Below are 23530 nucleotides of genomic sequence, written 5' to 3' on the forward strand. Positions count from 1 at the left end.
CAGGCGCCCTTGTACCGCCATAACCGGTTTCGGATCTTTCATACAAGTGTGAGTGCGCTTGTTAAGATTATCGACAGTGCCTGTGTCGCCGGCCACAATGGCTGGGGCGGTGGTATGCTATTCTGATTTGAGCCTTAAACCCTGAGGGACGATGTTGTTTCAACTGAGTGCATTACGCAGCAAACTCGGCCGCAAGTTCTTCTTGTTGGTGTTCCTGGCAGCTTTGCTGCCCATGCTGCTGTTCGCCTCGTTCGCCTATAATTACATCGGTAGTTATCTTTACCACCAAAGTCAGCAGGACCTGCGTAACGAAGCGCGATTTTATAGCTCAGTTTTGTATGAGCGCTTGCTATTGGTGAGCAGTCAATTCCGGTCCGGAAAGGATGCGGAAGCGGTACTACCGGAGCAAGCCGAATCCGGAGCCGTTCGCTGGACTTACCGTTCCTGGGGCGATCTGGATACCTTGCTGAAAAAGTGGCCCGAAGATCAAAAGGCTGCGGCGCGAACCCGCTTGCATAATGGCGAGCTTCTGTTGATCAGCCAGCCCGATGGCCGGGCGGTGTTACTGCTCAGTGCACCGGACCAACCTGAGCGGCTGTCGCTGCAAATGGCGGATCTGAATGTCAATTATCTGATGGGCGACCCGGGAATGCGGGACCCGCAAATGGATTATTGCCTGTTCGGCAGCTACGACGAATTACTGCTTTGCTCTGACTCCTCGCTGATCGCGTCGGCCCAATTTTCACAGCTAATGCGTGACAACGGATTGCGCCCCGCTTTTCAGACCGAGTGGCAGCAGGGCGGGCAAACGCACTTGGTGCAAATCCAAAGTCTGTTCCTGGACAATAAATTCGGCGCGCCGAGTTGGAAGCTATGGGTAAGCCAGTCCCGCTCCGACGTTATGGGCGCGTTGACGGTCTTGCAACGGGCACTTTCGTTGCTGGTGGCCGCTACCATTTTGTTAGCCGCGATTGTCAGCGCGGTCCAGATCAAGCGCATACTGCAACCACTGAACCGGTTGATGGAGGGCACGCGGGCGGTGGCTAACCGCCAGTTTGATATTTCCCTGGCCATTGATAGTAACGATGAGCTCAGCGATGTCGCTGATGCCTTCAACCAGATGGCTCAGCAAATAGGCAAGCAGTTTCAGTTGCTGACGACGTTATCCAACATTGATCAACTGATTCTGAGTGTGCCCGACCTGGACCAGGTAGCGCATTCAATTTTGAGCACTATGCAGGACCTGATCCAAAGCGATGCGGCGGCTGTGGCATTGCGTGATCCGGATAACATTGCCGAAATGTGTGTTTACAGTTACCACAGTACTAAAGTGAAATATCAGGTGGATAGGCGGGAGCTGGGCGATGATGAGCGTCATTGGCTTGGTGTTGTGTCGCCTATGCATCGAACCAGTAGCAATGACGTGAAGTATTTGAGTTGGTTGTGGCCGGAGCAGACCAGCTTGCTGGCCGGCAACACCTATCTTTTTCCGATTACGGTGAACAGTAAAAACCGCGGTGTATTGGCATTGAGTTGGGAGCAGCCCACCACGTTGTCGGAGCAGGATCGCAGTTTGCTAAAAGATTTTGCCGACCGTTTAGCGGTAGCGATCACCGCGGTGCGGCGTGAAAAACAACTCTATCGGCAGGCGCATTTTGACGGGTTGACCGGTCTGCCCAATCGTCAATTATTAAAAGATCGCCTGGAACAAAGCCTGAAGCACGCAATAAAGAATTTTGGATCGGGCGCAGTATTGTTTGTGGATCTGGATCGTTTTCAGAAAGTAAATGATATCGAAGGACATTCATTGGGTGATCAGATTTTGGTGAAGGCAGCCGAACGATTGCAGGTCTGTGTCACGCTTGAAGACACGGTAGCCAGGCAAGGAGGCGATGAATTTTTAATTGTTCTGAATAATATTGATACGCCAATGAGAGCAACCCGGGTGGCCGACAAAATACTGACGATGCTGTCGTCGCCGTTTAATGTGGAAGGAAAAAAATACTTTCTGACGGCCAGTGTCGGTATTGCCGTATTCCCCAGTGATGGTCAGGACGTGAATACGTTATTGCGTAAGGTGGACACCGCAATGCACCGTGCCAAACACGAGGGTGGAGCGCAATACCGCTACTTTGAAGAGGAAATGAACAGAGCATCCCAGCGCCGGATGACCGCGGAACGCCGGATTCGTGATGCCCTGGAGCAGGACCACGTCGAGCTTCATTATCAGCCGCAGTGGTACATGCAAAAAAAAGAAATCAGTGTGGAAGCCTTGGTGCGTATCCGTGATTCAGAAGCCGGTTTGTTGTTGCCCGGTGAGTTTATCGATGTGGCGGAAGACACCGGCTTGATTCTGGATGTGGGTGAATGGGTGGTGCGTCAGGCCTGTGAACAAATGGCCGCTTGGCGTCAGCAACAACTACCGGTGCGGCGGGTGTCGGTGAATGTGTCCGGTCGCCAGCTTGCGCGAGCGGATTTCGTCAGTGTGGTGCAATCGGCGGTCGAAGATTTTGAACTTCAATACGATGATCTGGAGCTGGAAGTAACGGAAACCATTCTGATCGGCGACGCAGACAGTGCAGTAAAAAAGCTGGGCGAGTTGAGCGCGCTGGGAGTGACCATTGCTATTGACGATTTTGGTACCGGCTATTCTTCTTTGAGTTACCTGCATACGCTGCCATTTGATCTTCTTAAAATCGATCAAAATTTCGTTGCTGATCTGGATTCAAACCCCATAAGCAGCGCAATTACGCGCACCATCATCGACTTGGCAAAATCATTCAATAAAGAAGTGATGGCCGAAGGGGTGGAAACGCAACAGCAATTACTGCAATTGCAAGAGCTGGAGTGTGATGCTGTGCAGGGCTTTTTTGTAAGTCGTCCCTTAACCTCTGTTCAGGTAACCTCATTTGTGCGTGATTTTGACCCTCTTCAGGAAAGTAAGCCGAATTAATACTTGAGTGGGCTACAACACCCGCACTTGCCATAGCAGTGATAACCTTCGTGTTAAATGGGCGATCGCAGACAGTGCCGATATTGCCTCGGTGACGGGGTTGGATTATCCGAGTTATAAAACGGCTATGCGCTTTAATAAATCGGCGCGTCGCCTTCCGGTCTTTCTTTAAAGCGGCGGTGCGCCCATAGGTATTGCTCCGGATACAATTCCACATTCTTTTCGATCCATTGATTCAACAGCGTGGCATCCTGGACTTTGTCGCCGGTGGGAAATTCGAATTCAGGCAGTACTTCGATGTGATAACCATCCGCTTTACGGCCGAACATCACAGGCATTAATGCGCACTTCGTAAGACGGACGAATTCATCAGTACGAGCAATGGTGGGCGCCATGACACCAAAAAACGGAGCAAACACGCTGTTGCTCATGCCATAGTGCTGGTCGGGTAAATAAAGCGCTACTTTGCCTTCCCTAAGGTGACGTAAAAAACGCCGTAGATCTTTGTTTGGCACCGGTATGGTATAGCGGGCGCGTTTGGCGAAACTGTAATGTTCGAACAGCTCGTTGTGTGCTGGCTTGTACATCGTTACGCACTCCTGGGCGCTCGCAAAAAAACGCAAACACAATTCCAGGCTGATCATGTGTGCCACAATAAGAATCACTCCTTTACCCGTTTCCTGGGCCTGCACAAAATGCTCAAGTCCGGTAAATTGCGCCAGCAGCTTGTCTACTTTTTTCTGGCTGCCCCAATAGGCAATCGCAATTTCAATAAAGCCCATGCCCAGGTTGTCGAACGTTTCATCTATGATCTTTTGTTGCTGTTCACTGTTCAAATGGGGGAAACAGACTTCGATGTTGCGGGTGGTGATATGGCGACGGGACCGGCTCACCTTTTTCATAATGCGCCCCAGAAGGCAGCCGATATTCCACTGCCAGGAAAAAGGAAGCCGGGCAACGCACCAGCCCAAAAATATCAATGCCCACACCGGCCAATATCGGGGTTTCCAATACTGGGTGAAGGTAGGCAGGGTATTTTTATCGAATTTGCTCATGGATAGACGTGTTCAGTGGTTACGCAATTTGGCCGCAATAATAGCATTGTTTCCCGCTGCGGGGCACGGCAGCGTACGAATCGGGTCAAAGCTCCGGCTGTTCCCGTGGATGGGGCAGCCGAAGCTACACAGTTTACGCTTTCATGGATTGCGCCAGTAATGTGGCTTGACGAGCCACCATGCCATAGATCGAAAGCTGCGGATTGGCACCGATGCTGGTGGGAAAAATGGAGCCATCCATAATATGCAATCCATGCAGGTGGTGAAATTTACCCAGGCTATCGACGACAGAGGTGCGCGGGTCTTCGCCCATGGCGCAGCCTCCCATAACATGAGCGCTGCCCAGCTTCATGCGGTTGATGCTGAGGTCCAGGCTATCGATATGCTGCAACGTTTTATCCAAAGTGGTATTGAACTCGCCGTTGGTGTGAATAGGTCGCACGGCTTTTGCGCCAGCCGCGAACTGCACCCTGGCCATCGTTTTGGTGGCGCGTACGACCGCTTCACGCAGGTAGTCATTCACCGGGTAGTCGATACCGGGTAGGCCATCGTCGCGCAGGAAGATGGTGCCACCCTGACTTTGCTCGGTGAAGCCATCGCGGATCAATGCGATCATCATATTCAGATAGGGCAAGCGATTCATTTGGTCGGAGTGGGATTTGCCATGCCCGACCCCGATGGAGGCTACGAAGCTGGGTTGCAGTGGTGGTACTTCCATCTTAAACCCGGCCGCACCGGTGATGCCGTCCGTCCACAGAAAGTGATCGGAATAAACCGACTGGGGCGCGCCATAGAAGCCATCAATGCGTGTGCCGAAATCCGCCAAGGTGGAGGGTACAGGATGCAAAAAGGTGCGCTTGCCGATGCGGTGGTGTGGATCCGGTGCTTTGGAGCGCAACAAAAGTCCAGGACCGTTTATACCGCCGCAGGCCATGACCGTGTGTTTCGCCTGGATACGGATCGGCTGGGTGCGGTCAATGCCGTTTTCCTTTAAGCCGTAACCCACTGCGCCTTGCACCGCATCGTTTTCGATAATCAGGGTTTCAGCACGGGCGCGGTAAACCAGTTCAGCGCCGTTATCCAAGGCGGTTGGAATGGTAGTGACCAGCATGCTCTGTTTGGCGTTGGTGGGGCAGCCCGTACCGCAGTAACCCAGGTTCCAGCAACCCTTCACGTTGCGGGGAATGATTTGCCAATCGTATCCCAATTGTTGGCAGCCCTTGGCAATGACGTTGTTGTTGGCGTTGGGGGGCATTGGCCATTTGTGAATATTCAGACGCTGTTCCATTTTTTCATACCAGGGCGTCATTTCTTCTTTGGTGAAGCCTTTTAACCCGTGTACGTTGGTCCAGTGATCCAGGGTTTGATCCGGCGTGCGGAAACTGGCGGTCCAGTTGACGGTGGTAGACCCGCCCACAGCGCGACCCTGCAATATGACCAGCGAGCCGTCTGCCGTACCCCGGGTCACATCTTCCTGATACAGATTGCGATAGGCTTTTGCTTCAGTCATATCAAAATCGTTGGAGGTTTGCAGGGGCCCTTCTTCCATCAGTATGACTTTTAGCCCCTGTTGGCTAAGAATTTCTGCAGCGGTGCCACCACCGGCTCCGCTGCCAATAATAAGCACATCACATTCCAGGTTCAGCGCTGCTGTCAGGCTGCTGCCATTGTGGGTGGCCCAGCCGGATTCGATACCCTGTCGAAAGAGATCAGGGATACCTTTAACTACGGTTTTATTGCTCATGTTGGTCTCGCTCAGCCGGGAATGTGTTGTGGGGGGCCAGGATAAATATCATCGGTCCAGTTATCCGGTTCGAAGTAATACATCATGGTGGAAAGCTGAGTGAGTAGCAGGTAGCCTTGCCTGAACGTATTAATACGGCTGTCGCGCCATCCCAGCAAAAATTCCTCAATATCGTCTTCACTGGCGTTTTGCCAGGTGGGCCAGATACCGGCGACCATCATCCGAAAGGCAGGGTTATAAAGCAGATCAAACATCTGCTGTACTTTTTTGATGGTGAGTGGCGAAGTGTGAGCAACAAATACATCAATATCGATCATCAACCGATTCAGCGTTTGCTGTTTTGTTGTCGAATCGGTGGGAAAATTACCTTTGATTGCAATCGGTGCGATAGCACTGAGAATGACAACGTCTTTTTCTCTCAATACGCTCAGGGTACGCGTTTCTATTTCCGGGTGAGTGACAACGGTTTGGCTGCTGCAACCATGAAGCGAGCCGAGCAATCCGGCGCCTGCAAGCATGGTCGATCCTGCCACTCCCAACTTCAGTATGAGACGGCGCTCAAGCGCGGGCGAAGGGGTCGGGTGCATGGGTTCTTCCTGTCATTTATTATTTTTGGTTTTGTTTAAGAATATAGATATTGGTTGGTAATTTGCCAGGGCAGCCTATCGGGAGGCGCTGTCCTGGCGCACAGGTGCTGAAAGGTTCTGTTAGCTGTTCGGGTTTTTCATTGCCACATTCAACAGAAAGCGATGAATGCGACGATTCCAAGGTGGAAACAACATTTTGGTTGCGCTGAATTTGCCTTTGATCAATACGCTTTTGGCTTTGCTGAACGTTAAAAATCCTTCGTGACCGTGATAGTGCCCCATGCCAGAGGGGCCCACTCCACCAAAGGGCATGTCTTCTACCGCAACATGGTTGAGCGTATCGTTAATGCAGGCGCCGCCAGAATGAGTGTGTGTCAACAGATGTTCAGCGCGTTGCATGTCAAAATCGAAATAATACAACGCCAAAGGGCGCGGACGTTCATTGATGTACTGAATCGCATCTTCAATCGCGTCGTAGGATTTAATAATCAGCAACGGCCCGAAAATTTCGTTCTGCTCAATCAGCATGTCTTCCGTGGTGTTGAACACCAGAGTGATCGGCAACTTACCCGAGCCTTCAAAATTTTCATGAGCGGGATTGATCTCAACAATTTTAGCGCCTTTATCTTTTGCATCGCTCAGATAGCTTTTCAGGCGGCTGAGTTGCCGTTCGTTAATGACTGCGGTGAAGTCTTCGTTGTTGCGTTTGCTGGGGTACCACTGTGATACCACGCGGGTGAACGCGCTGGCGAACTCGTCCACTTTGGATTGATGAATCAGTGCGTAGTCCGGCGCGATACACGTTTGCCCGGCGTTAATGCATTTACCCCATGAGATACGCTCGGCTGCGGTTTCCAGCGGAAAGGATTCGTGGATTACTACGGGGGACTTGCCACCCAGCTCCAGTGTCACGGGCGTCAGGTTTTCTGCCGCGGCCGCCATGACGTGTTTGCCTACGGCGGTGGAGCCGGTGAAAAGCAGGTGATCGAACGGCAGCTTGGAAAAGGCAATGCCGACATCGGCTTCACCGGTGATCACCGCCACCCGATCCTCTGGAAACACCTCTGCCAGCATGGAGCGCAATGCCTCTGCTGCGTGGGGGGTGTATTCGGACATTTTAATCATCACCCGATTGCCTGCTGCAAGCGCGGCAATTGCCGGATCAAGTGCCAGAAAGTAGGGGTAATTCCAGGGCACGATAATGCCGACCACGCCCAGTGGTTGATAATAGACTCTGGCTTTCGCCGGTTTCAGATTGACGGCCACATTGCGTTTTTGTGGTTGCATCCATCGGGTCAGGTTTTTACAACAGTATTTAATGGTTTCGAGCAAGGATGCAATTTCAACAATCCGGGTTTCGGTCGGGCAGCGCGAGCCAAAATCTTTGCTGACCGCCGCCACGAAGGCGTCCTGATGACTGAGCAGAGCCGGCTTCAGGCGCTGAATCTGGTTGATGCGTTCTTCGGCACCGGGCATGGGGTGGGCTATAAACGCGGCTTTTTGTGCCTGAAATATCCGCTCCAAGTCCGTTAGGGTAGGATTCCGCTCCTGCATCTGAGCAACGTTGGCGACCATGAGTTGTTGTCCTCTGTAGTGGATCAGAACGGGTCTGTGGCCCGCTATTTTTTTTCGTTTTAATTCTTGGCCAGACCCTTAGATTGGCGGGTTTGGCTCATTATGTAAACATGGAATCTCTTTTTAGAGCTTTTACTCTAAAGAGTCAATGTCGTAGGGCGACAGGTCGAACTCGGACTTGTCGTCACCACACCGGCAGTTTGCGGATGCAGTACGCGGGCGTTTCGCGTTGCGTGGTGGTTGTATTCCGTCATGTTCGCCAGTACGCTTGGTCGCTCATTCGGTTTAAGGATTGAAAAATATGAAATATCTTTGGTCTGCGTTTGCCATGATGCTTATGTTTGCACTGGTGCCCATGGAAGCGGAAGCGAAAAAATTCGGCGGTGGTAAAAGCTTCGGTTCGTCGCGGCAGACATCTCCGGCTCCGGCATCCCGCCCGGATGCGGGCAATCCTGCGCAAAAGGCCCCGGCCAACGGTGGCCGTAAAGGTATGTTCGGTGGTTTGATGGGTGGCTTGCTAGCTGGCGGTCTTCTGGCTGCACTGATCGGCGGTGGGGCGTTTGAAGGTATTCAGTTCATGGATATTTTGATCATCGGCCTGTTGGGATTTGTGATTTTTCGTTTGTTGCGCAGCAAGGCGCCGGCGGCTCAGCAACAGGCCTCCGCCTATGCTGCGCCACAGCCAACACGGCCCGCGACATTCGACTCCATTCCCCCGGCCCGTGACACGGTGTTAGGTTCCGGTTCCGGTTCCGGTTCCGGCACAGGTACTGGATTCGCTGCGTCCAGGGTACCGTTTAACCTGCCGGCCGACTTCGATATGAACGGGTTTCTTTCCGGTGCCCGTGATCACTACCGCACCCTTCAGGAGGCCTGGAACAAAAACGATCTGGCTAAGATAGAAGAATATGTCACGCCAGCACTCTATAGCGATCTGCGCGAAGAGCGGGCCACATTGCCCGGTGACCAGCATACCGAAGTGTTGTTTGTGGATGCAGAGCTGGTGCGTGCGGAGCACACGAGTAGTGAATCTGAACTCAGTGTTAAGTTTAGTGGCCGCTATCGCGATACCCATGAGGGTGTGGAAGAACCGATTACCGATATCTGGCACTTGAAACGAGATCTTACTCATCCAGACGCACCCTGGTTGATCATCGGGATTGAAGACTGACCGACTGGGTTTTTTCGTCATGTCAGCCCGGCACAGGCAAATCCAAGATCTTTTTGCCTTCCTCTACCAGGCGCCGGCCACAGGCCTGGATCTTTTGAATAGGCAGAGGGCGCAGGGGGTGGATGGCAATACCCAGACGGGCATAACCTGGTTGATCAAGCACCGGCGCGATAATGGACGTTACAGAACGGTCTGTATCGATTTCGTCAAAGCTGAGGGCGGTGAGTTCCATAAGCACCTGATCCATTGCCGACAGGAGCGATGGGTGCAGGTCTGCCAGGGAATCTGCCATAGCCGTTATCTTGGCAACCGCAGGGGTTGTCCAGTCCACGTCATAACCGCGCTCTTGCGTCAGGGCCAGCGTGCGCTCCAGCGCGTCCTGCACCTCTTGACTCTGGGAGGTGGCCCGGTTCAGCCAGGCCACGCGCTCGGGCTCCGGGGCGAAGCCGGCGAATATCGCCCCGTAGGGTGGCACATAAGGTACTTTGGTTCCCGGTTGCGGTACGGCCTCGCCGTATTCGCCGGGATAAACCGCTGACACCACCAACTCTTCGTTTACCAACTCCACCACCGAGGCAGAAAAGCCCAATTCTTCAGACAATCTTTTGGCTGCAATGCGAGCGGCATGCAGTAGAGGTCGCGTCTGGTCAAACTGCGCTCCGATCGCGGCAATGGCAGGGCCAAGGGTGAATGTTTTGTCGCCGGGATCGCGAATCACCCAGCCACGGTCCACCAGCGTCTTCAGAATGGTATGGGCGGTACCTTGGTTGAGCCCTAGCTGCCGGACAATATCAACGTATCTAATGCCCGTCGATGGACTCCGGGCCAACAACTCTAAAACATCCAGTGTCCGGCTGGTTGGCCCGGATGTGGCACCCCGCATTGACCCTCTCCTTAAAATCGGCTTAAACTACAAACAACAAATATTAAATATTTAAACTTGAATATTCAAGAAAAAGGAAAAAATAATAATGACCTTTTTGGAACGGTATGGGCCTTGGGCCCTGATCGCGGGCGCGTCCGAAGGGGTGGGCCGCACCTTCGCAGAAACATTGGCACAACGCGGGCTTAATGTGGTGCTGGTCGCAAGGCGAGAGCATGTGTTGAATGAGGTTGCCAGTGGAATCGAGCAACGCTATGGCGTGAAAACACGGACGCTGGCCATCGATCTTGCGAATGCCGACGCCGCCATCCAGGTTCAGAACGCAGTCAACGATATTGAAGTAGGATTCTTGGTTTACTGTGCGGGGGCTGATTCGAATTACATGCCCTTCCTTGAATCACCTTTATCGGTGGCAGAGTCGATGGTGCACCGCAACTGCAATTTACCCGTCCAGCTTTGTCATCACTTCTGTGCGCCCATGGTGAGCAAAGGCAAAGGGGCGGTGGTGATACTGGGTTCCGGCGCGGCCTTTGCGGGCGCGAGCAATATGGTGGCTTATGCTGCCTCGAAAGCATTCGATATGGTGTTTGCCGAAGCGTTGTTTTGTGAGCTTAAACCCAAAGGCGTGGATGTGTTGGGTTTGATCCTGGGGGAAACGGATACACCTGCTCTGCGGCGCTTGCGTCACAATCTTGGTTTGGCAATGGGGCCGAATGAAGCGGTCAAAGGCGCGGAGACACCGGCATACGTGGTGGATGATTGTCTGGCGCATTTAACCGATGGGCCTATCCGTCTGGCAAACCGGAAAATGCGCTGGGGACTTAGATTCCTGTTCCCGTTTTCCCGCAATTTTATTGTGTCCTTAATGGATAAAGCGAATAAAAAAGTCATGGGTAAGGGCTGAATCTGAATGAACGATCTTGAGCAAATCTCGGCGGTATTAGTGCGCTATGCCACTGGAATCGACTCCCGCGATTGGGACCTGTTCCGGACCTGTTTTACGCAAGACTGCCAGCTGGATTACGGCGTAATCGGGCGCTGGAACAGCTGCGACGAGGTGACCGCTTATATGATCCGGGCGCATTCCGGACCTTCACTGCACCGTCTCAGTAATTTCGATATTCGTATTGACGGTGATCGTGCCTGGTGCCGAACCTATGTGGATGCGTTGGTGTTCGGGCCGGGCGGCATTGGTAGTGCTCATGCCATTGGCTATTACGACGATGAGCTAGTGCGTGGCGCTGATGGTTGGAAGATTGCGCGGCGTCGCCATACCAGCATCCGCCTGAAGTTTCTGGGCCTGCTTTCCATTATCCCGTCGTGGATGGTGTTGCGCGTGTCCGCGATTGCGTCTCGGCGCTTGAATTCAGTGTCAGCAAAGAATGGTTAGGTAAACACGAAAACGCCACGGCTGGCAGTGAATGCCGGCCGTGGTTCGTCTTCATTACGCCCTTTAGATAATAGTCCCTACGTCGTCTTGCACAATCCGGTCCATTGCCCGCTCCACAATCGCGGCAATGCTCATGGACGGATTGCAAGCGGCAGTGGTGCCGGGCATCAAGGCCCCGTCGAGGACATAAAGCCCCTTTTGTCCTTTAACGCGACCTTCCAGATCGCACACGACATCAATACAGGCGCCACCCAATGGGTGCCAGGTGCTGTTGACGGTTTTGTTGGTATTGACGAGCTGGCTGTCCGGGCCGGCAACTTTTGCGATCCGCTCGTGAATACGGGCTGCCAGAGCGGCGTCGCCGTCTTTCGGCCAGTGTAGCTCCACCCGGCGTTTGGTTGGGTTGTAGCTGAAATGGCCGCGATCCGGGCTGACACCAAAGCCAACCAACATGGTGGCGGGAGTGCCCTGCACGGTTGGATCAGTAGCCATGCCGGCCATTCCCGGTACCAACGATGTTGGGATAGAAGACGCATAACTTTTTCCAGGCTGCAACGGAGGAATGGACGCCTGGATGATCGTGTTGGCAAGTTGATCCGGATCTTCCCACTCGCGACTACCGTAAATCACCGGGCCACCCTGCCGGGGGCCGGGATTCTCCGGCATTTTGTTCCAGACATAGATTTGATCACCGTTAGTGCCATAGCCTTGACCCAGTTCATCGGGCAAGTCGGTAATTTTACCTTCGGCGGCTGCGCTGAGCAGGAGTTTATTGGTGTTGGCGGTGCCCGCAGCGACGATCAGCGTTTGAGTCTTGATGATCTTGTGCTCGAGCACCGTGCCACGCAGATTGGTGCGATCCACATACACCAGCCAGGAACCGTCATCGGCCCGTTCCAGTTCGCGCACGTGGTGCAGTGCTTCCACCGTAAGGTTACCGGTGGCGAGGGCCTGGTCAATATAGGTGACATCCACCGAATGTTTGCCGCCGTTACGAACGCCCAAAGCACAATCGCCGTTGGTGTAGGACGGTTTCATCAGTCCGTCGAGTTCGTCCAACGCGTACTGCCAATCAATGGGCATAGGAATTTTGGTAAGGTCATAACCGGCTTCCAGTACGCGGTCAGCAAAAATTCGTGCCGCCTTATAAGTCTTGCTGTTAATGAGTTTGTCAGGTGCTGTTTTCACCTTCAGCATTTGCGCTACACGGGGGTAGTAAACTTGGTCCATTTCGGCGTAGTCGATTCCGGCAGGAAACCAATCGGTGAAATTCTTTTCGGTGGGCTGCAGAGTCATGCCCTGATACAGCAGCGAGCCACCACCGACACCGCAGGCAGATACGATGGTATGAGTAGGAGACGTCATTGCTTCGAGAACGCCGGCATAGGGTGCCAGACCAATACGGAAGCCGGCGTATTCAGGCCAGGCGGTATAAAAGAGGTGCTTTTGGCTGAGAGCCATGGCGCTGGGAAAGGTGTTTGAGTTCGGCCCGGTATGCCACCAACGGCCCTTTTCCAGCATCAGCACTTTAACGCCGGCTTGCGCCAGCCGCAGCGCGCTGATGCCGCCGCCAAATCCGGATCCGATAACCACAACGCGCTCCTCGGAGCGGGTCGTTCGCCGGCCGATGGCTGCTTCGGATGTGGTGGGGATGGCGGTGCTGGCAGCAACAGCGGCTGCACCACCAAGAAATTTACGACGGTCAAGTTTTTTCATTGGATCGGTCCCGTATTTATTTTTTTAATGACAACATTGCGATGAGGGATAGCGCGATGTGATAAGCGGTGTTTCACAAGTATTCCAGTCTACTTACAGTGCAAAGGTGCTCGCAACCTTTCTTTCTATGTAACTTTGTAATTATGTTTTTGAAAGTGCGCTTGAAACGGATTTTTTCGAGGTAAACAGAATCCTGATCCGCGTTTTAATAAGACTCTTAAGGCAATGGAGTGCTATTTTTTTGGAGAGAGGTGCATCGGTATTTTCAACGGTGCGAATTCTTTATTTCGTCATTTGGTTTTTGTGGGTTGCTGTGATCAGGATCGAATACGGTCACTAGATTACGGCCGTTTTCTTTGGATTGATACAGGGCAAGGTCCACACATTGCAACATATAGCCAAGGTGCTGGTTATTGTTGGGGATCATGGCGAACACACCAAGGCTGATAGTGACATTAAACACATGGTCCTGAGTAACAATGGGATGGCTGGCGACAATAGTGCGAATTCGTTCGGCCAAAACTACCGCACCTTCAGTATCGGTTTCCGGCAATAGCATGCAGAATTCTTCGCCTCCGTAGCGAGCCACGTGATCACTTTGAACACGGACACAACCCAGAATCTGTGCCGTAACCTGACGCAGGCATTCGTCACCCGCCGGATGGCCATAGGTATCATTAACCGTTTTAAAATAATCCACGTCCATCATCACCATGGCCATGCTGTGTTTATACCGTTTGCAGCGTTCCCATTCAGACTGCATCTTCTGTTCAAGATAACGGCGGTTGTATAAGCCCGTCAGCTGATCCGTATTACTTAATACACGCAGGCGTTTATTCAGTTGTTCCAATTCGTCGGTTCGCTCCTGGACCCGTGTTTCCAATTCTGTGTTCAAGCGGCGAGTGGTGGTTAGGGTTTCATCCTGAGCTTGATAACGCAGCTTTCTTTCCACGTTGATTCGCTCTGCCATGGCAAAGGACAGCAATACCGCTTCAAGTATGGAACCGATTTGCACAGAATATTGAGTGAGCTGGTTGTTGGGGAGAATATTGATTTTGTTCAGAACCAGAACGCTCACGCCGAGCAAGAACAAGGCCCAGGCAACACAGTAAAAACGCGCGGTTTCAGCTCCTCTGCGCCAGGAAACAACACCGGCCACCATGCTGCCGGGAGCGGATATTGCACTCACAGCAACAAGGTACAAAATGCTGATACGATAATTGGAAAAGAGCACTAAACCCAAACCGATCACGGCGAGCGCGGTGACAATCAGGGTCCAATAATTTAACAGCGGTGATACCTTCTTCAAATCAAGGAAAAGTCGGGTAAACAGATTGGCGAAAATCACGGTCAACGCTAAGAAGAGTGTGAGCGCGTAGTCATTCCAGCCCGGAATGTCGGGCCAGATGTAGCGAAAGCCCTGACCGCTGATGGCTGCAAAAAACAGCGGCATCGACAAAACGAAACCGGAGTAATAAAGATAGCTTCGATCCCACAGCGCCAGAAAAATTAACAGGTTGTACACCACAATGACAAGCATGGCCCCGTAGTACAGACCTTGAATGATGTTGGTTTTGGCTGCTTGGGTGGTGAAGGTGTCGGGCTGCCATAGCGTCAGTGGAACCTGGATCGCGCTGCTGGATTTGATGCGCAGATAGACATCCATCCGACCATCACGGGACCAATGTAGAGGTACCACAAAAAACGGGCTGTCTATGGGGCGGTCCGCATAAGGATACCTATCCCCTAGGGTGAAATGGGATATCTGGCTATGGTTAGAAAAGACGTAAATATCCACATAGTCCAAAATAGCGTAAGAGATCTCAAGCAAGCGATCTTCCGTTCGGTTTTGCGGGTTGTTTAATTGCAGATGCAGCCACCAGGTCGACTGGCTGAAGCTCTTATTAAAGGAGCTGCCTGAGTGTTGCAGCCAGTTCAGGTCGGGGTTACGGATATCGGTAATGTCCAATTGAGCATCCGGGTCTTCGAGATATCGAAGGTTTTCAATGATTGTCTGTTGATCGCCGGGATCCAGCATCACAGTTTCGGCCTTCGCCCCACCGAACCCCGCGAAAAGAAGAAAAACAAACAAAATCCGAAGCATACCGTACCAAAACCCGATTAGTTTATATTAAGCGCTGTGTAACTTGGCCCCTTGAACCAAAAAGACGATGTTCAGCTATCCTTAAATAATAGATGCAAGTTGCAGTAAGTGCTTAATTTAGATTGGATTCACGGGGACGTAAGTGGATTTATTCATTGAAATGGGACTAATAGGTTTATATGGCGAATGTTTTGAAGGCTGGCCGGTATCGGAGAAGGCTGCATAACATTAACCTGCCCCTTCGGGATGCTTGGGGCAGTTATGCGAACTCATTGGTTGAAGGTGTTCAAGGATGAAACAACATTTCGTTACTAAGCTGATTACCACGATATCTATTCAGTGTTTCAGCGTATCGCTCTTTGCTCACGAGCGAGATCTGTTCAGCATTTCCCTAGAGGAGCTGATGGATATCAAAGTCACCAGCACATCGTATTTTGATCAAACCCGGATGGACGCGAGCAGTAGTGTCACCCATTCCGATCCTGCACATTGGCAGGAGTTGGGCGTCCGCACCATGGGTGAACTGTTGAACAACATGCCCTCCACAATATCACCGCAGGGTTTTGCATCTTCGCGAGTGACTTCCATTCGTGGCTTTTTTGATTTCAATTCCAACAGCGGTATCGCGACCCGGCTTGATGATATTCCGGTGAATAAATTGCGCTCCGGTACCGGCATGCTAGGTATCGAAGGGTTTGATTTGGCGACGCTCAGTAATGTTGAGTTAATTCGCGGTCCGGGTTCTGCAATGCACGGCGCTGACGCGTTCCACGGGGTTATATCAATGCAAACCTACGCCCCGACGGAAGCGACTAAAACGGTGCAACTTGAAGCGGGCACAGAACAAGACGGAGCGGGTTCGGTGCTTGCTCATTTTGAAGGGGAGCAGCAGGGCTTAACCACGGTGCTGAGTCAACGAAAACTGGGCGACCAGGCGCTGCAGTATGAATACAACGAACCCGCTCTTGGACAAGTTCGCAGCGGTGAGCGCAGCAATGAGCTTGAGATCAGCAATCTTGTGGTGAAATACTCTGCGCATGTTCGCACTGGCACCGAGTTGTATGCGAACGCCTATCTGTTCAATATGGACGCCAATCAATTGCCCGGCATCGGCGCAACGTTGGGTGAACCGGGAATGGCAGACAAAGATTGGTCGTATTACCGCAGTCTGACAAGCCTGATGAAACTGGGTATGAACCATGAATGGTCTGATCAAAGTAAATTTTCCGTTTTTGGTTACTATTGGAAAAACGAGGACGTTTATAACACCGATTTCCGTGACACTGTATTGGGAGTCAACGTCGAAGAGCAACGGCAGGAAAGCCATTGGGGTTTGCAGGCTATTAATCGCCACTCATTCGATAATGGTGCCAACCTGGCTTATGGTTATGAATATCGAGGAGCGGTATTGGATGAGTTTAATGTCACCACATTGAATAACAGTGGCGCTTTGACCGAAGTGCAACGTGAAGAAGCAGGCACAGAATCCGATTCGCACAGTTTGCTGCTGGACGGCCGCTATCCCCTCTATCTATTTGATTTGGGCAAAACCGAAATCGTATATGGTTTGCGGCTGGATGAATTCGAGGAGTTCGATCTACAAACCAGTCCCAGGCTGGGGTTGTTGCAGCATCTGAACGACAGAACGGTCATCAAATTACTCTATGGTCAGGCGTTTCGCGCACCCAATTTGCTAGAACGTTTCGGGTCGGAACAAATCGCAGCAAACGATGATTTGCAACCGGAAGCGCTAGAGACTATTGAGTTGGTTTTACAGACCCAATTCGAGCATCTGTTTGCCGGGATTACTCTTTTTGCAAATGACTGGAGTGATGCAATACGCACAGAGGCGCTCGATGTGCCGGTTAATGGCGTTGATTTCCAGTTTCAGAATACCGGGCAGAATAAAGCCTACGGCTTTGAGTTGGAAACGTTGGCGCGCTGGAATAAATTTCGATTCGACACCATGCTGTCTCACGTCCGAAGTAAAAATGACGACACAGATGAATTTTTCGATGCATTTCCCGATTGGATGCTGAACATCGGAGTCGGATATACCTTCAATGCAAACTGGGATCTGTATTCCTCCACGCGCTACCACCATCGCCGGCAGGCCGCTGAAGTGTTTAGCGCTGCAGCAATGGCAAATCAAGGGCCGGAAACGTTTCTGCGAACCGATATCGTGTTGGCATGGATGGTGTCTTCCAGCCTTACTACTCGCATGACCATCCGCAATTTATTTAACCGGGATGACTTTCAGCCGGGCTATATGGGACAGGTAAAAGGCGTGCCGGATAACGGCATCAATTTATCGCTGTCCGCGTCCTGGCATCTATAGCATTCGATAGCGGAATCACCCAGCGGTCATCAGGTCGAAGGTTTTACTCCGGTGTGATGAATCGGCCGCTAACGATATTGAACGAATCGTTGTCTTTGCCTTTGCCTCCCCCGGTAAAGCTGATGGTGAAATGGTTGCCGTCAAACCACTTGGTGATAAAAGACAGATAAAACAGGTTGTTGTTCCAGGCAAGGCGGCTGCCTGGCCGGACTGCACCAAACGGGGCTTCACGGCTGTAATATTCTACGGTGGACCACGGCCCCCAGGGATTAGGTGATTCAAACACACCGAGTTGGCCCTGGTGACTAATGTCGTGCTCTGTGGCCAGCAACACACGGTCCGTTGCGGGATGATAGCTTGCGCTCAAACACCAGCCCACGCCATTCGCATCTTCAAATACGGGTTGCTTTTCTCTCAGTGTTCCCCAGCGGGGTGTACCGTCTGCACCAAGGCCGGAGAAGAACTCGAAATCGGATTTTTTTCCGGGTAGTCCGGTGTCCGCTATGCGGGCCAGATAGAGGCGCCCGGGTTTGTGAACGATGAGTCCGCGGCCATCCGGCCCGGCTTGTTGAATATCGCGTTGCTCCGGGTGAATGAAATAAGAATAGATGTAGCCTTGCATACGGCTGGGAACTCCGGCGTTGTCACGGCCGAAATTCAGAAAAGTGGGGATTGTCAGGTTTTCTTGTGAAGTGAATTGCCAGTCGGATTTGTGCCAGGTTTTGCCCTGGTCTTGCGACGTGGCCAGCTCAATATACCGGTAGGGGTTAATATGATGTTCGCCTACCGGCTTGCCCGGAACGGTCCACATAAATAAGTGGGTCCCGGCTCCAATCATGCCCCAGCTTTTACCCGGGAAGGTGGCCGGGTTTTCTGCCTCAAATCCGCCCCAGACGTTGTAACCCTGATAGTTTTCGAGATCCCCTTCAATACGGGCGACACCCAGACTGACACGTCCTTTATTGTTGGTTCCCCCAAAACCACCGCCATCGCCCCAGGCTCCGTATAAGTTGTTATCCTCGGCCCAGGTCATCTGGAAATTGTCACTGCCCTGTGCGTGCCGCTGATGGGTGCTCCAATCCAGGTTCAGCCCTGAAATTCGTTGACTATCGGGGTAGGGGGCAGGCATCTTTTGGGTGCTAACCGATTTCTGAAGGCGAGACTTGTCGACCGCTGGCAGAGCGCAAGACAGACAGGTGAGAAGCGTGACGCAGGCTGTCAGAGAGTATAGAATCCGGCCATTCCGGCAAAAGGCGTGGCTTATGTTCGACAACATGGTTGAGCACCTTAGAGTTTGACGTATACAGGGGAAGGGTCTCACCAGAATATTGCATTGCAGCAAAAATTTCACAACGGATTGCACACTTTTGCAAGATTTGTCAGGGGCCCCGTGTTTTTTATTAAGGCGACACTTTTTGTCTACGCTAGGGTCCAACCAACGTTGAATTCACTTAACTTTCAGGTCCGGAACAATAACTGGAAACAGACGACTTAATTAATATGACTATCTTTCACCGTTTAGCTTTGCTTCTTGTAACGACAAGCTTTATGTCGGTTTCATCAGTCTATGCTGAAAAATATAAATACAATGACGCGCATCTTCATTATGTAAATTTCAGTCAGCAAAGCCAGGGAATCGAGCCCTTAATTGAGGCTATGGATTCCGCCAGCATCGAACATTCTGTTATTAGCGGATTGCCGGTTATTAAAAAGTGGGCGGATGATCAACCGGGTAAGCCGGACACCGCCTTCAGCGATGACGCCAATGTTTATTGGTATAGCCTGACCGATGAGATTATAGCTCGCGCCGTGTTAAGCCTGCCTGAAAGCCAGCAACGGCGTTTGCATCCCTTTATCTGTGGTTTTAATCCGACGGACAAGAATGCAGCCGAACATGTTGCAAGAATGCTGGAATGGTATCCTGGTTTTTGGCAGGGTATAGGCGAAGTGATTACCCGTCATGATGACCTTACTGCGTTAACCTATGGTGAGACCGCTCGTGCCAACCATCCTGCGTTAATGCGGGTATATAAGTTGGCGGCCAAACACGATTTGCCGGTTTTGTTGCACAGCAATATTACCTCGATGTCGGCAGATGACCCAGTGTATCTTTCCGAGTTGGAGGATGCCTTGAAGCAAAACCCGAACACCCGTTTTATCTGGGCCCATGCCGGTACCAGCAAAACCATTAACTTGCGTAATAAGCCGGAATTCCTTGCCAAGGAGCTGGAGCGTTTACTTTCCGCCTACGCCAATTTATGGATAGACCTTTCGTGGACCGTGATGGACGATCATATCCAGCCGCGCGGAAAGGTAAGCCCCCGCTGGTTAAGCCTAATAGAAAACCACGCGGACCGCTTTATGTTGGGGTCGGATGTGACCGGATCATTCAAGCGTGTAAACGAGAAAATGCAAGACTTTATACCCTTGCTGGAACAGCTTCAGCCGGAGGATGCAAGGCGCGTGGCAAAGGAAAATTTCTTAACTATTTTACCTAAAACCAATTCAGCGAAAGTGCATCATAAATAAGGCAGCGTCGCGATAAGCGCTTTCTTTACCGTATTCACAATTTCAGTACGTTGCTCTGGGCTGTTATTGTCTGCCAGCGCCGGAATATGAAAATGTCCCATCGGCAGATTTCTATGCCGGGAATGCAAGCGTAATAAGCTGGTGCGATAAAAAATTTCGTTTGATAAAAAACCACCGCCGGATCCGCACACCGCATTGCCGCTTTCTGCGGGTATTGTGTACTGCCATTGCGGTTCCCCTGCGGTCTCCCCCTGCTGCATAAAGCGGAGCTCATTGGCTAATGGTTGGTGGCGTCCGAGCGCTGCCCGGATCGCAACAGCGGGCAAGCTGGTTTCAATAAATTCAGGGCCTGGCAGCAAGCCAGCCGGTTCCACCGGTTGCTGGCGCGATCCACCGCTGATGCGGCCGGCGTTGTCCGCGAACGATTCACTCGAGCGACGCCTGCCGGCAAAACGTTCGACTTTGAAATCATCCTGGATTTGGCTAATGGTCATCACTAAATCCGGGGCGTGCACGGCGCTTAGATAGGGCTTGAAAAACGATTCAACGATGCCTTGGTTAAAATCCTTATAGCGTACCGGAAAAATAGCACCGATCACGGTGGCGGTAACAGCGTCTGCTGTCAATGTCTGCTGGTGTAATGCTAATACGCTGGCACCGGAGGTGTTGCTCTTATCCAGCGCCGATGCCAGGTTAAATGGGTCAAAACCGCTTATAACGATTAACTTGTCCGTGCGGGTTGCAGGTGGTTCATACAAGCCCCGTGCTGCCTGATCAAACAAGCTCAATAAGTGGAAGTAGTTGCGTGATAAGGGGCTGCTCCGGCTTTTACTGGCGAGGCAGATTCTGAGTTTATGGGTCATGCCGAGCCGGGACCAATATAATAAACGATCATCAAAATCGGAACCTGCCCGGGCGTAGCGGACGGCTTCATGCCATAAGGAACGCCCGTGTTGAACCAGGAATTCCTGCATGCCAGAAACCGAATCAATCTGCGCTAACCCTGTTTCAAACGGGCGACTCAGGTGTTCGAATATTCGCGCTGAGGCAGGGCGCGCTTTCCAAAGATGCTTTTCCAATTTATTCGGGCAATACCCGCACACTGATCACATGTTCCACCCGGCGCAGGCGGTCGATGATCGTGTCGTTGGGCATGCTTTCCACATCCAGAATATTATAGGCCACGTTGCCACGGCTTTTATTCATCATGTCGATCACGTTGACGTTATTCTCGGTGAAAATAGACAAGACATTGCCCAGCACACCGGAAACATTGTCGTTGGTGAACGTGATCCGGCAACAGCCTTCCGCCCGTGGCATATTGACTGCCGGAAAGTTAACGGAATTTTTGATATTGCCGTGTTGTATGAATTCCATTAACTGGTCGGCCGCCATGACCGCACAATTTTCTTCGGCTTCCGCGGTGCTGGCGCCGATGTGTGGCATGGCAACGACGTCATTGCGGCCCATCAGGCGGGGTTCAGGAAAATCGCAGATGTACATACCCAGCCCTTGTTCCGATTCCAGGCTGTCCACAATCGCCGCTGTATGGACAATGGCGTCGCGTGCAAAATTAAGTAGCCGGGCTCCGGGTTTAACCGATTGCAGGGTATCGTGATTGATCATGTCTTTGGTCGCGTCTAAGGCGGGCACGTGCAACGTAATATAGTCGGCACGGGACAGTAGAGAATGAAGATTTTCCATCCGTTCCACACGATTCGGTAAACGCCAGGCGGCATCCACTGACAGAGCGGGGTCATAGCCCACCACTTTCATACCCAGAGCCAGGGCCATTTCCGCTACCATCGAGCCGATCGCGCCCAAGCCCACTACACCCAAGGTGCTGCCATAAAGCTCGTTACCGGCAAAGCGTTTCTTTTCCGCTTCCAGTAATTTGCTCATCTCGGCGGCATCTTTCAGATGGTTCAGGCTTTGCACGTATTCGATGCCGGTAAGCACGCCCCGTGAGCCCAGCAGCAAGCCCGCTAATACCAACTCTTTTACAGCGTTGGCGTTGGCGCCCGGTGTGTTGAACACCACAACGCCTCGTTGTGTGTATTGTTCCAGCGGGATGTTATTCACACCCGCTCCGGCACGCGCGACACAGAGTACCGTTTCCGCTAGCGCTTCGTTGTGCAGTTTGTGGCTGCGCAGCAAAATGCCATCCGGGTGGTTGATATTGCTGCCAACTTCATAGTCCGCGCGAGGGAAGCGCTCGAGGCCTTTGACAGAGATTTGGTTGTAGGTTTTGACTTTAAACATGTGGCATTCCCTAATTGATAAGATCCATTACTGATTCCGGCTTGATTATTATTGTGATTGCGTGACTTTCTGGTAGGCCCATTGGAGCCAGGGCATCAAGGCTTCCATATCGGAAGTTTCCACGGTGGCGCCACCCCAAATGCGGATACCGTCCGGCGCGTCCCGATAAGCCCCGATATCGAAGGCAACCTCTTCATCAGCCAGTAATTTGATGAAGCGCTTGGTCTGGTCGGGGTCGGTTTTTAGTGTCAGGCAGATACTGGTATTGGATCGTTGGGCCGGCTCCTTTGCCAGAAAATCGATCCACTCGTGTTGATCAACAAAATTTTCCACTACGGCCATATTGGCAACAGAGCGGTCGATGGCAGCGCTGACGCCACCCAGCCCGCGAACCCAGCTTAGCGCATCCAGATAGTCTGCGACACACAGCATGGACGGTGTGTTGATGGTCTCACCACGGAAGAGGCCCTCAATCAGTTTGCCGCCTTTAGTCATACGAAAAATCTTCGGCAGCGGCCAGGCCGGAGTATAGCTTTCAAGCCGCTCAACCGCCCTCGGGCTCAATATCAGCATGCCATGGGCGCCTTCACCGCCCAGCACTTTCTGCCAGGAGAAAGTCACCACATCGAGCTTTTTCCAGGGCAATTCCATTGCGAATACCGCGGAAGTGGCATCGCAAATAGTCAGCCCCTGGCGGTCGTCGGCAATCCATTTGCCATCGGGCACTTTAACGCCGGAGGTCGTGCCGTTCCAGGTGAAAACAACGTCGTGTTGGAAATCAACCTCATGCAAAGGTGGCAGTTCGCCGTATTCCGCCTGCATGGACCGTACCGGGTCCACCTTCAGTTGTTTCACAATATCCGTATGCCAGCCGGAGCCGAACGATTCCCAATGCAGTACATCCACCGGGCGGGGGCCGAGCATTGACCACAGTGCCATTTCCATGGCTCCGGTATCGGAGGCCGGCACCACGCCCACGCGATAGCCTTCGGGTAATCCCAGTAACTCCGCGGTTTCTTCACAGCAACGTTGCAGCGCGGCCTTACCGATGGCAGAGCGGTGGGAGCGTCCCAGAGCAGACAGCGCCAGCGAGGTTACGTTATAGCCCGGGCGTTTGGCGCAGGGACCGGACGAGAAATTGGGGCTTTTCGGTTTGTACTGAGGTTGCATTGGTGTCCTCGGATAAAGAATTGGATCGGGGGGAAATTATGACAGCTATGACG

At 52.2% G+C, this 23530-nt stretch carries 17 protein-coding genes; 6 read left to right on the plus strand and 11 right to left on the minus strand.

Annotation, left to right across the window (positions count from 1 at the left end):
* The first annotated feature begins 151 nt into the window (after positions 1-151).
* On the plus strand, positions 152-2953 hold the full coding sequence (locus FT643_RS08225) for a putative bifunctional diguanylate cyclase/phosphodiesterase (RefSeq protein WP_156870899.1): 2802 nt from the start codon (positions 152-154) through the stop codon (positions 2951-2953).
* A gap of 134 nt (positions 2954-3087) precedes the next feature.
* On the opposite strand, the gene FT643_RS08230 is transcribed toward FT643_RS08225, so the two are convergent.
* From FT643_RS08230 to FT643_RS08245, 4 genes are all read right to left on the minus strand, one after another.
* Positions 3088-4008 carry an LpxL/LpxP family acyltransferase gene (locus tag FT643_RS08230; protein ID WP_156870900.1) on the minus strand — a complete coding sequence of 307 codons (921 nt, stop codon included), beginning with the start codon at positions 4006-4008 and terminating at the stop codon, positions 3088-3090.
* Positions 4009-4141: 133 nt separating this feature from the next.
* Positions 4142-5752: a GMC family oxidoreductase gene (locus FT643_RS08235; protein WP_156870901.1), complete on the minus strand. Its 1611-nt coding sequence runs from the start codon at positions 5750-5752 to the stop codon at positions 4142-4144.
* Positions 5753-5763: 11 nt separating this feature from the next.
* Entirely contained in the window at positions 5764-6339 is a 576-nt protein-coding gene (locus FT643_RS08240; protein ID WP_156870902.1) for a hypothetical protein, read from the minus strand.
* Between the two features lie 120 nt (positions 6340-6459).
* Positions 6460-7914, minus strand: a complete 1455-nt coding sequence (locus tag FT643_RS08245; RefSeq protein WP_156870903.1) for a coniferyl aldehyde dehydrogenase — start codon at positions 7912-7914, stop codon at positions 6460-6462.
* Between the two features lie 301 nt (positions 7915-8215).
* Here FT643_RS08245 and FT643_RS08250 point away from each other — a divergent pair, with 301 nt between their 5' ends.
* Positions 8216-9085: a Tim44 domain-containing protein gene (locus tag FT643_RS08250; protein ID WP_156870904.1), complete on the plus strand. Its 870-nt coding sequence runs from the start codon at positions 8216-8218 to the stop codon at positions 9083-9085.
* A gap of 22 nt (positions 9086-9107) precedes the next feature.
* Here FT643_RS08250 and FT643_RS08255 read toward each other — a convergent pair whose 3' ends face one another.
* On the minus strand, positions 9108-9968 hold the full coding sequence (locus FT643_RS08255; RefSeq protein ID WP_156870905.1) for an IclR family transcriptional regulator: 861 nt from the start codon (positions 9966-9968) through the stop codon (positions 9108-9110).
* An 88-nt stretch (positions 9969-10056) separates the two neighbouring features.
* Here FT643_RS08255 and FT643_RS08260 point away from each other — a divergent pair, with 88 nt between their 5' ends.
* Positions 10057-10872, plus strand: coding sequence for an SDR family NAD(P)-dependent oxidoreductase (locus FT643_RS08260; RefSeq protein WP_156870906.1), 816 nt, complete (start codon positions 10057-10059; stop codon positions 10870-10872).
* Positions 10873-10878: 6 nt separating this feature from the next.
* Entirely contained in the window at positions 10879-11358 is a 480-nt protein-coding gene (locus FT643_RS08265; RefSeq protein ID WP_156870907.1) for a nuclear transport factor 2 family protein, read from the plus strand.
* 63 nt (positions 11359-11421) lie between these two features.
* Here FT643_RS08265 and FT643_RS08270 read toward each other — a convergent pair whose 3' ends face one another.
* Both FT643_RS08270 and FT643_RS08275 read right to left on the minus strand, forming a co-directional pair.
* The gene (locus tag FT643_RS08270) at positions 11422-13074 is read right to left on the minus strand and encodes a GMC family oxidoreductase N-terminal domain-containing protein (RefSeq protein ID WP_156870908.1); all 1653 of its coding nucleotides are present in this window, start codon (positions 13072-13074) and stop codon (positions 11422-11424) included.
* A 265-nt stretch (positions 13075-13339) separates the two neighbouring features.
* Positions 13340-15178 (minus strand): sensor domain-containing diguanylate cyclase, encoded by a 1839-nt coding sequence (locus FT643_RS08275; protein ID WP_156870909.1) that lies wholly within the window; start codon positions 15176-15178, stop codon positions 13340-13342.
* Positions 15179-15470: 292 nt separating this feature from the next.
* Here FT643_RS08275 and FT643_RS08280 point away from each other — a divergent pair, with 292 nt between their 5' ends.
* Positions 15471-17516, plus strand: coding sequence for a TonB-dependent receptor plug domain-containing protein (locus FT643_RS08280; protein ID WP_156870910.1), 2046 nt, complete (start codon positions 15471-15473; stop codon positions 17514-17516).
* Positions 17517-17559: 43 nt separating this feature from the next.
* Here FT643_RS08280 and FT643_RS08285 read toward each other — a convergent pair whose 3' ends face one another.
* Positions 17560-18792 (minus strand): hypothetical protein, encoded by a 1233-nt coding sequence (locus tag FT643_RS08285; protein WP_156870911.1) that lies wholly within the window; start codon positions 18790-18792, stop codon positions 17560-17562.
* A 272-nt stretch (positions 18793-19064) separates the two neighbouring features.
* Between FT643_RS08285 and FT643_RS08290 the strand changes: the two genes are divergently transcribed.
* Positions 19065-20045 (plus strand): amidohydrolase family protein, encoded by a 981-nt coding sequence (locus FT643_RS08290; protein WP_198043409.1) that lies wholly within the window; start codon positions 19065-19067, stop codon positions 20043-20045.
* Here the strand turns inward: FT643_RS08290 and FT643_RS08295 are convergent.
* From FT643_RS08295 to FT643_RS08305, 3 genes are read right to left on the minus strand one after another with little or no spacing between them, the layout of a single operon-like run.
* The gene (locus FT643_RS08295; protein WP_156870913.1) at positions 20036-21124 is read right to left on the minus strand and encodes a hypothetical protein; all 1089 of its coding nucleotides are present in this window, start codon (positions 21122-21124) and stop codon (positions 20036-20038) included. The genes FT643_RS08290 and FT643_RS08295 overlap by 10 nt on opposite strands.
* A gap of 1 nt (position 21125) precedes the next feature.
* Entirely contained in the window at positions 21126-22307 is a 1182-nt protein-coding gene (locus FT643_RS08300) for a phosphoglycerate dehydrogenase (protein WP_156870914.1), read from the minus strand.
* A gap of 48 nt (positions 22308-22355) precedes the next feature.
* Entirely contained in the window at positions 22356-23477 is a 1122-nt protein-coding gene (locus tag FT643_RS08305) for a phosphoserine transaminase (RefSeq protein ID WP_156870915.1), read from the minus strand.
* Positions 23478-23530 lie beyond the last annotated feature (53 nt).

This window comes from Ketobacter sp. MCCC 1A13808, assembly GCF_009746715.1.
Classification (GTDB): domain Bacteria; phylum Pseudomonadota; class Gammaproteobacteria; order Pseudomonadales; family Ketobacteraceae; genus Ketobacter.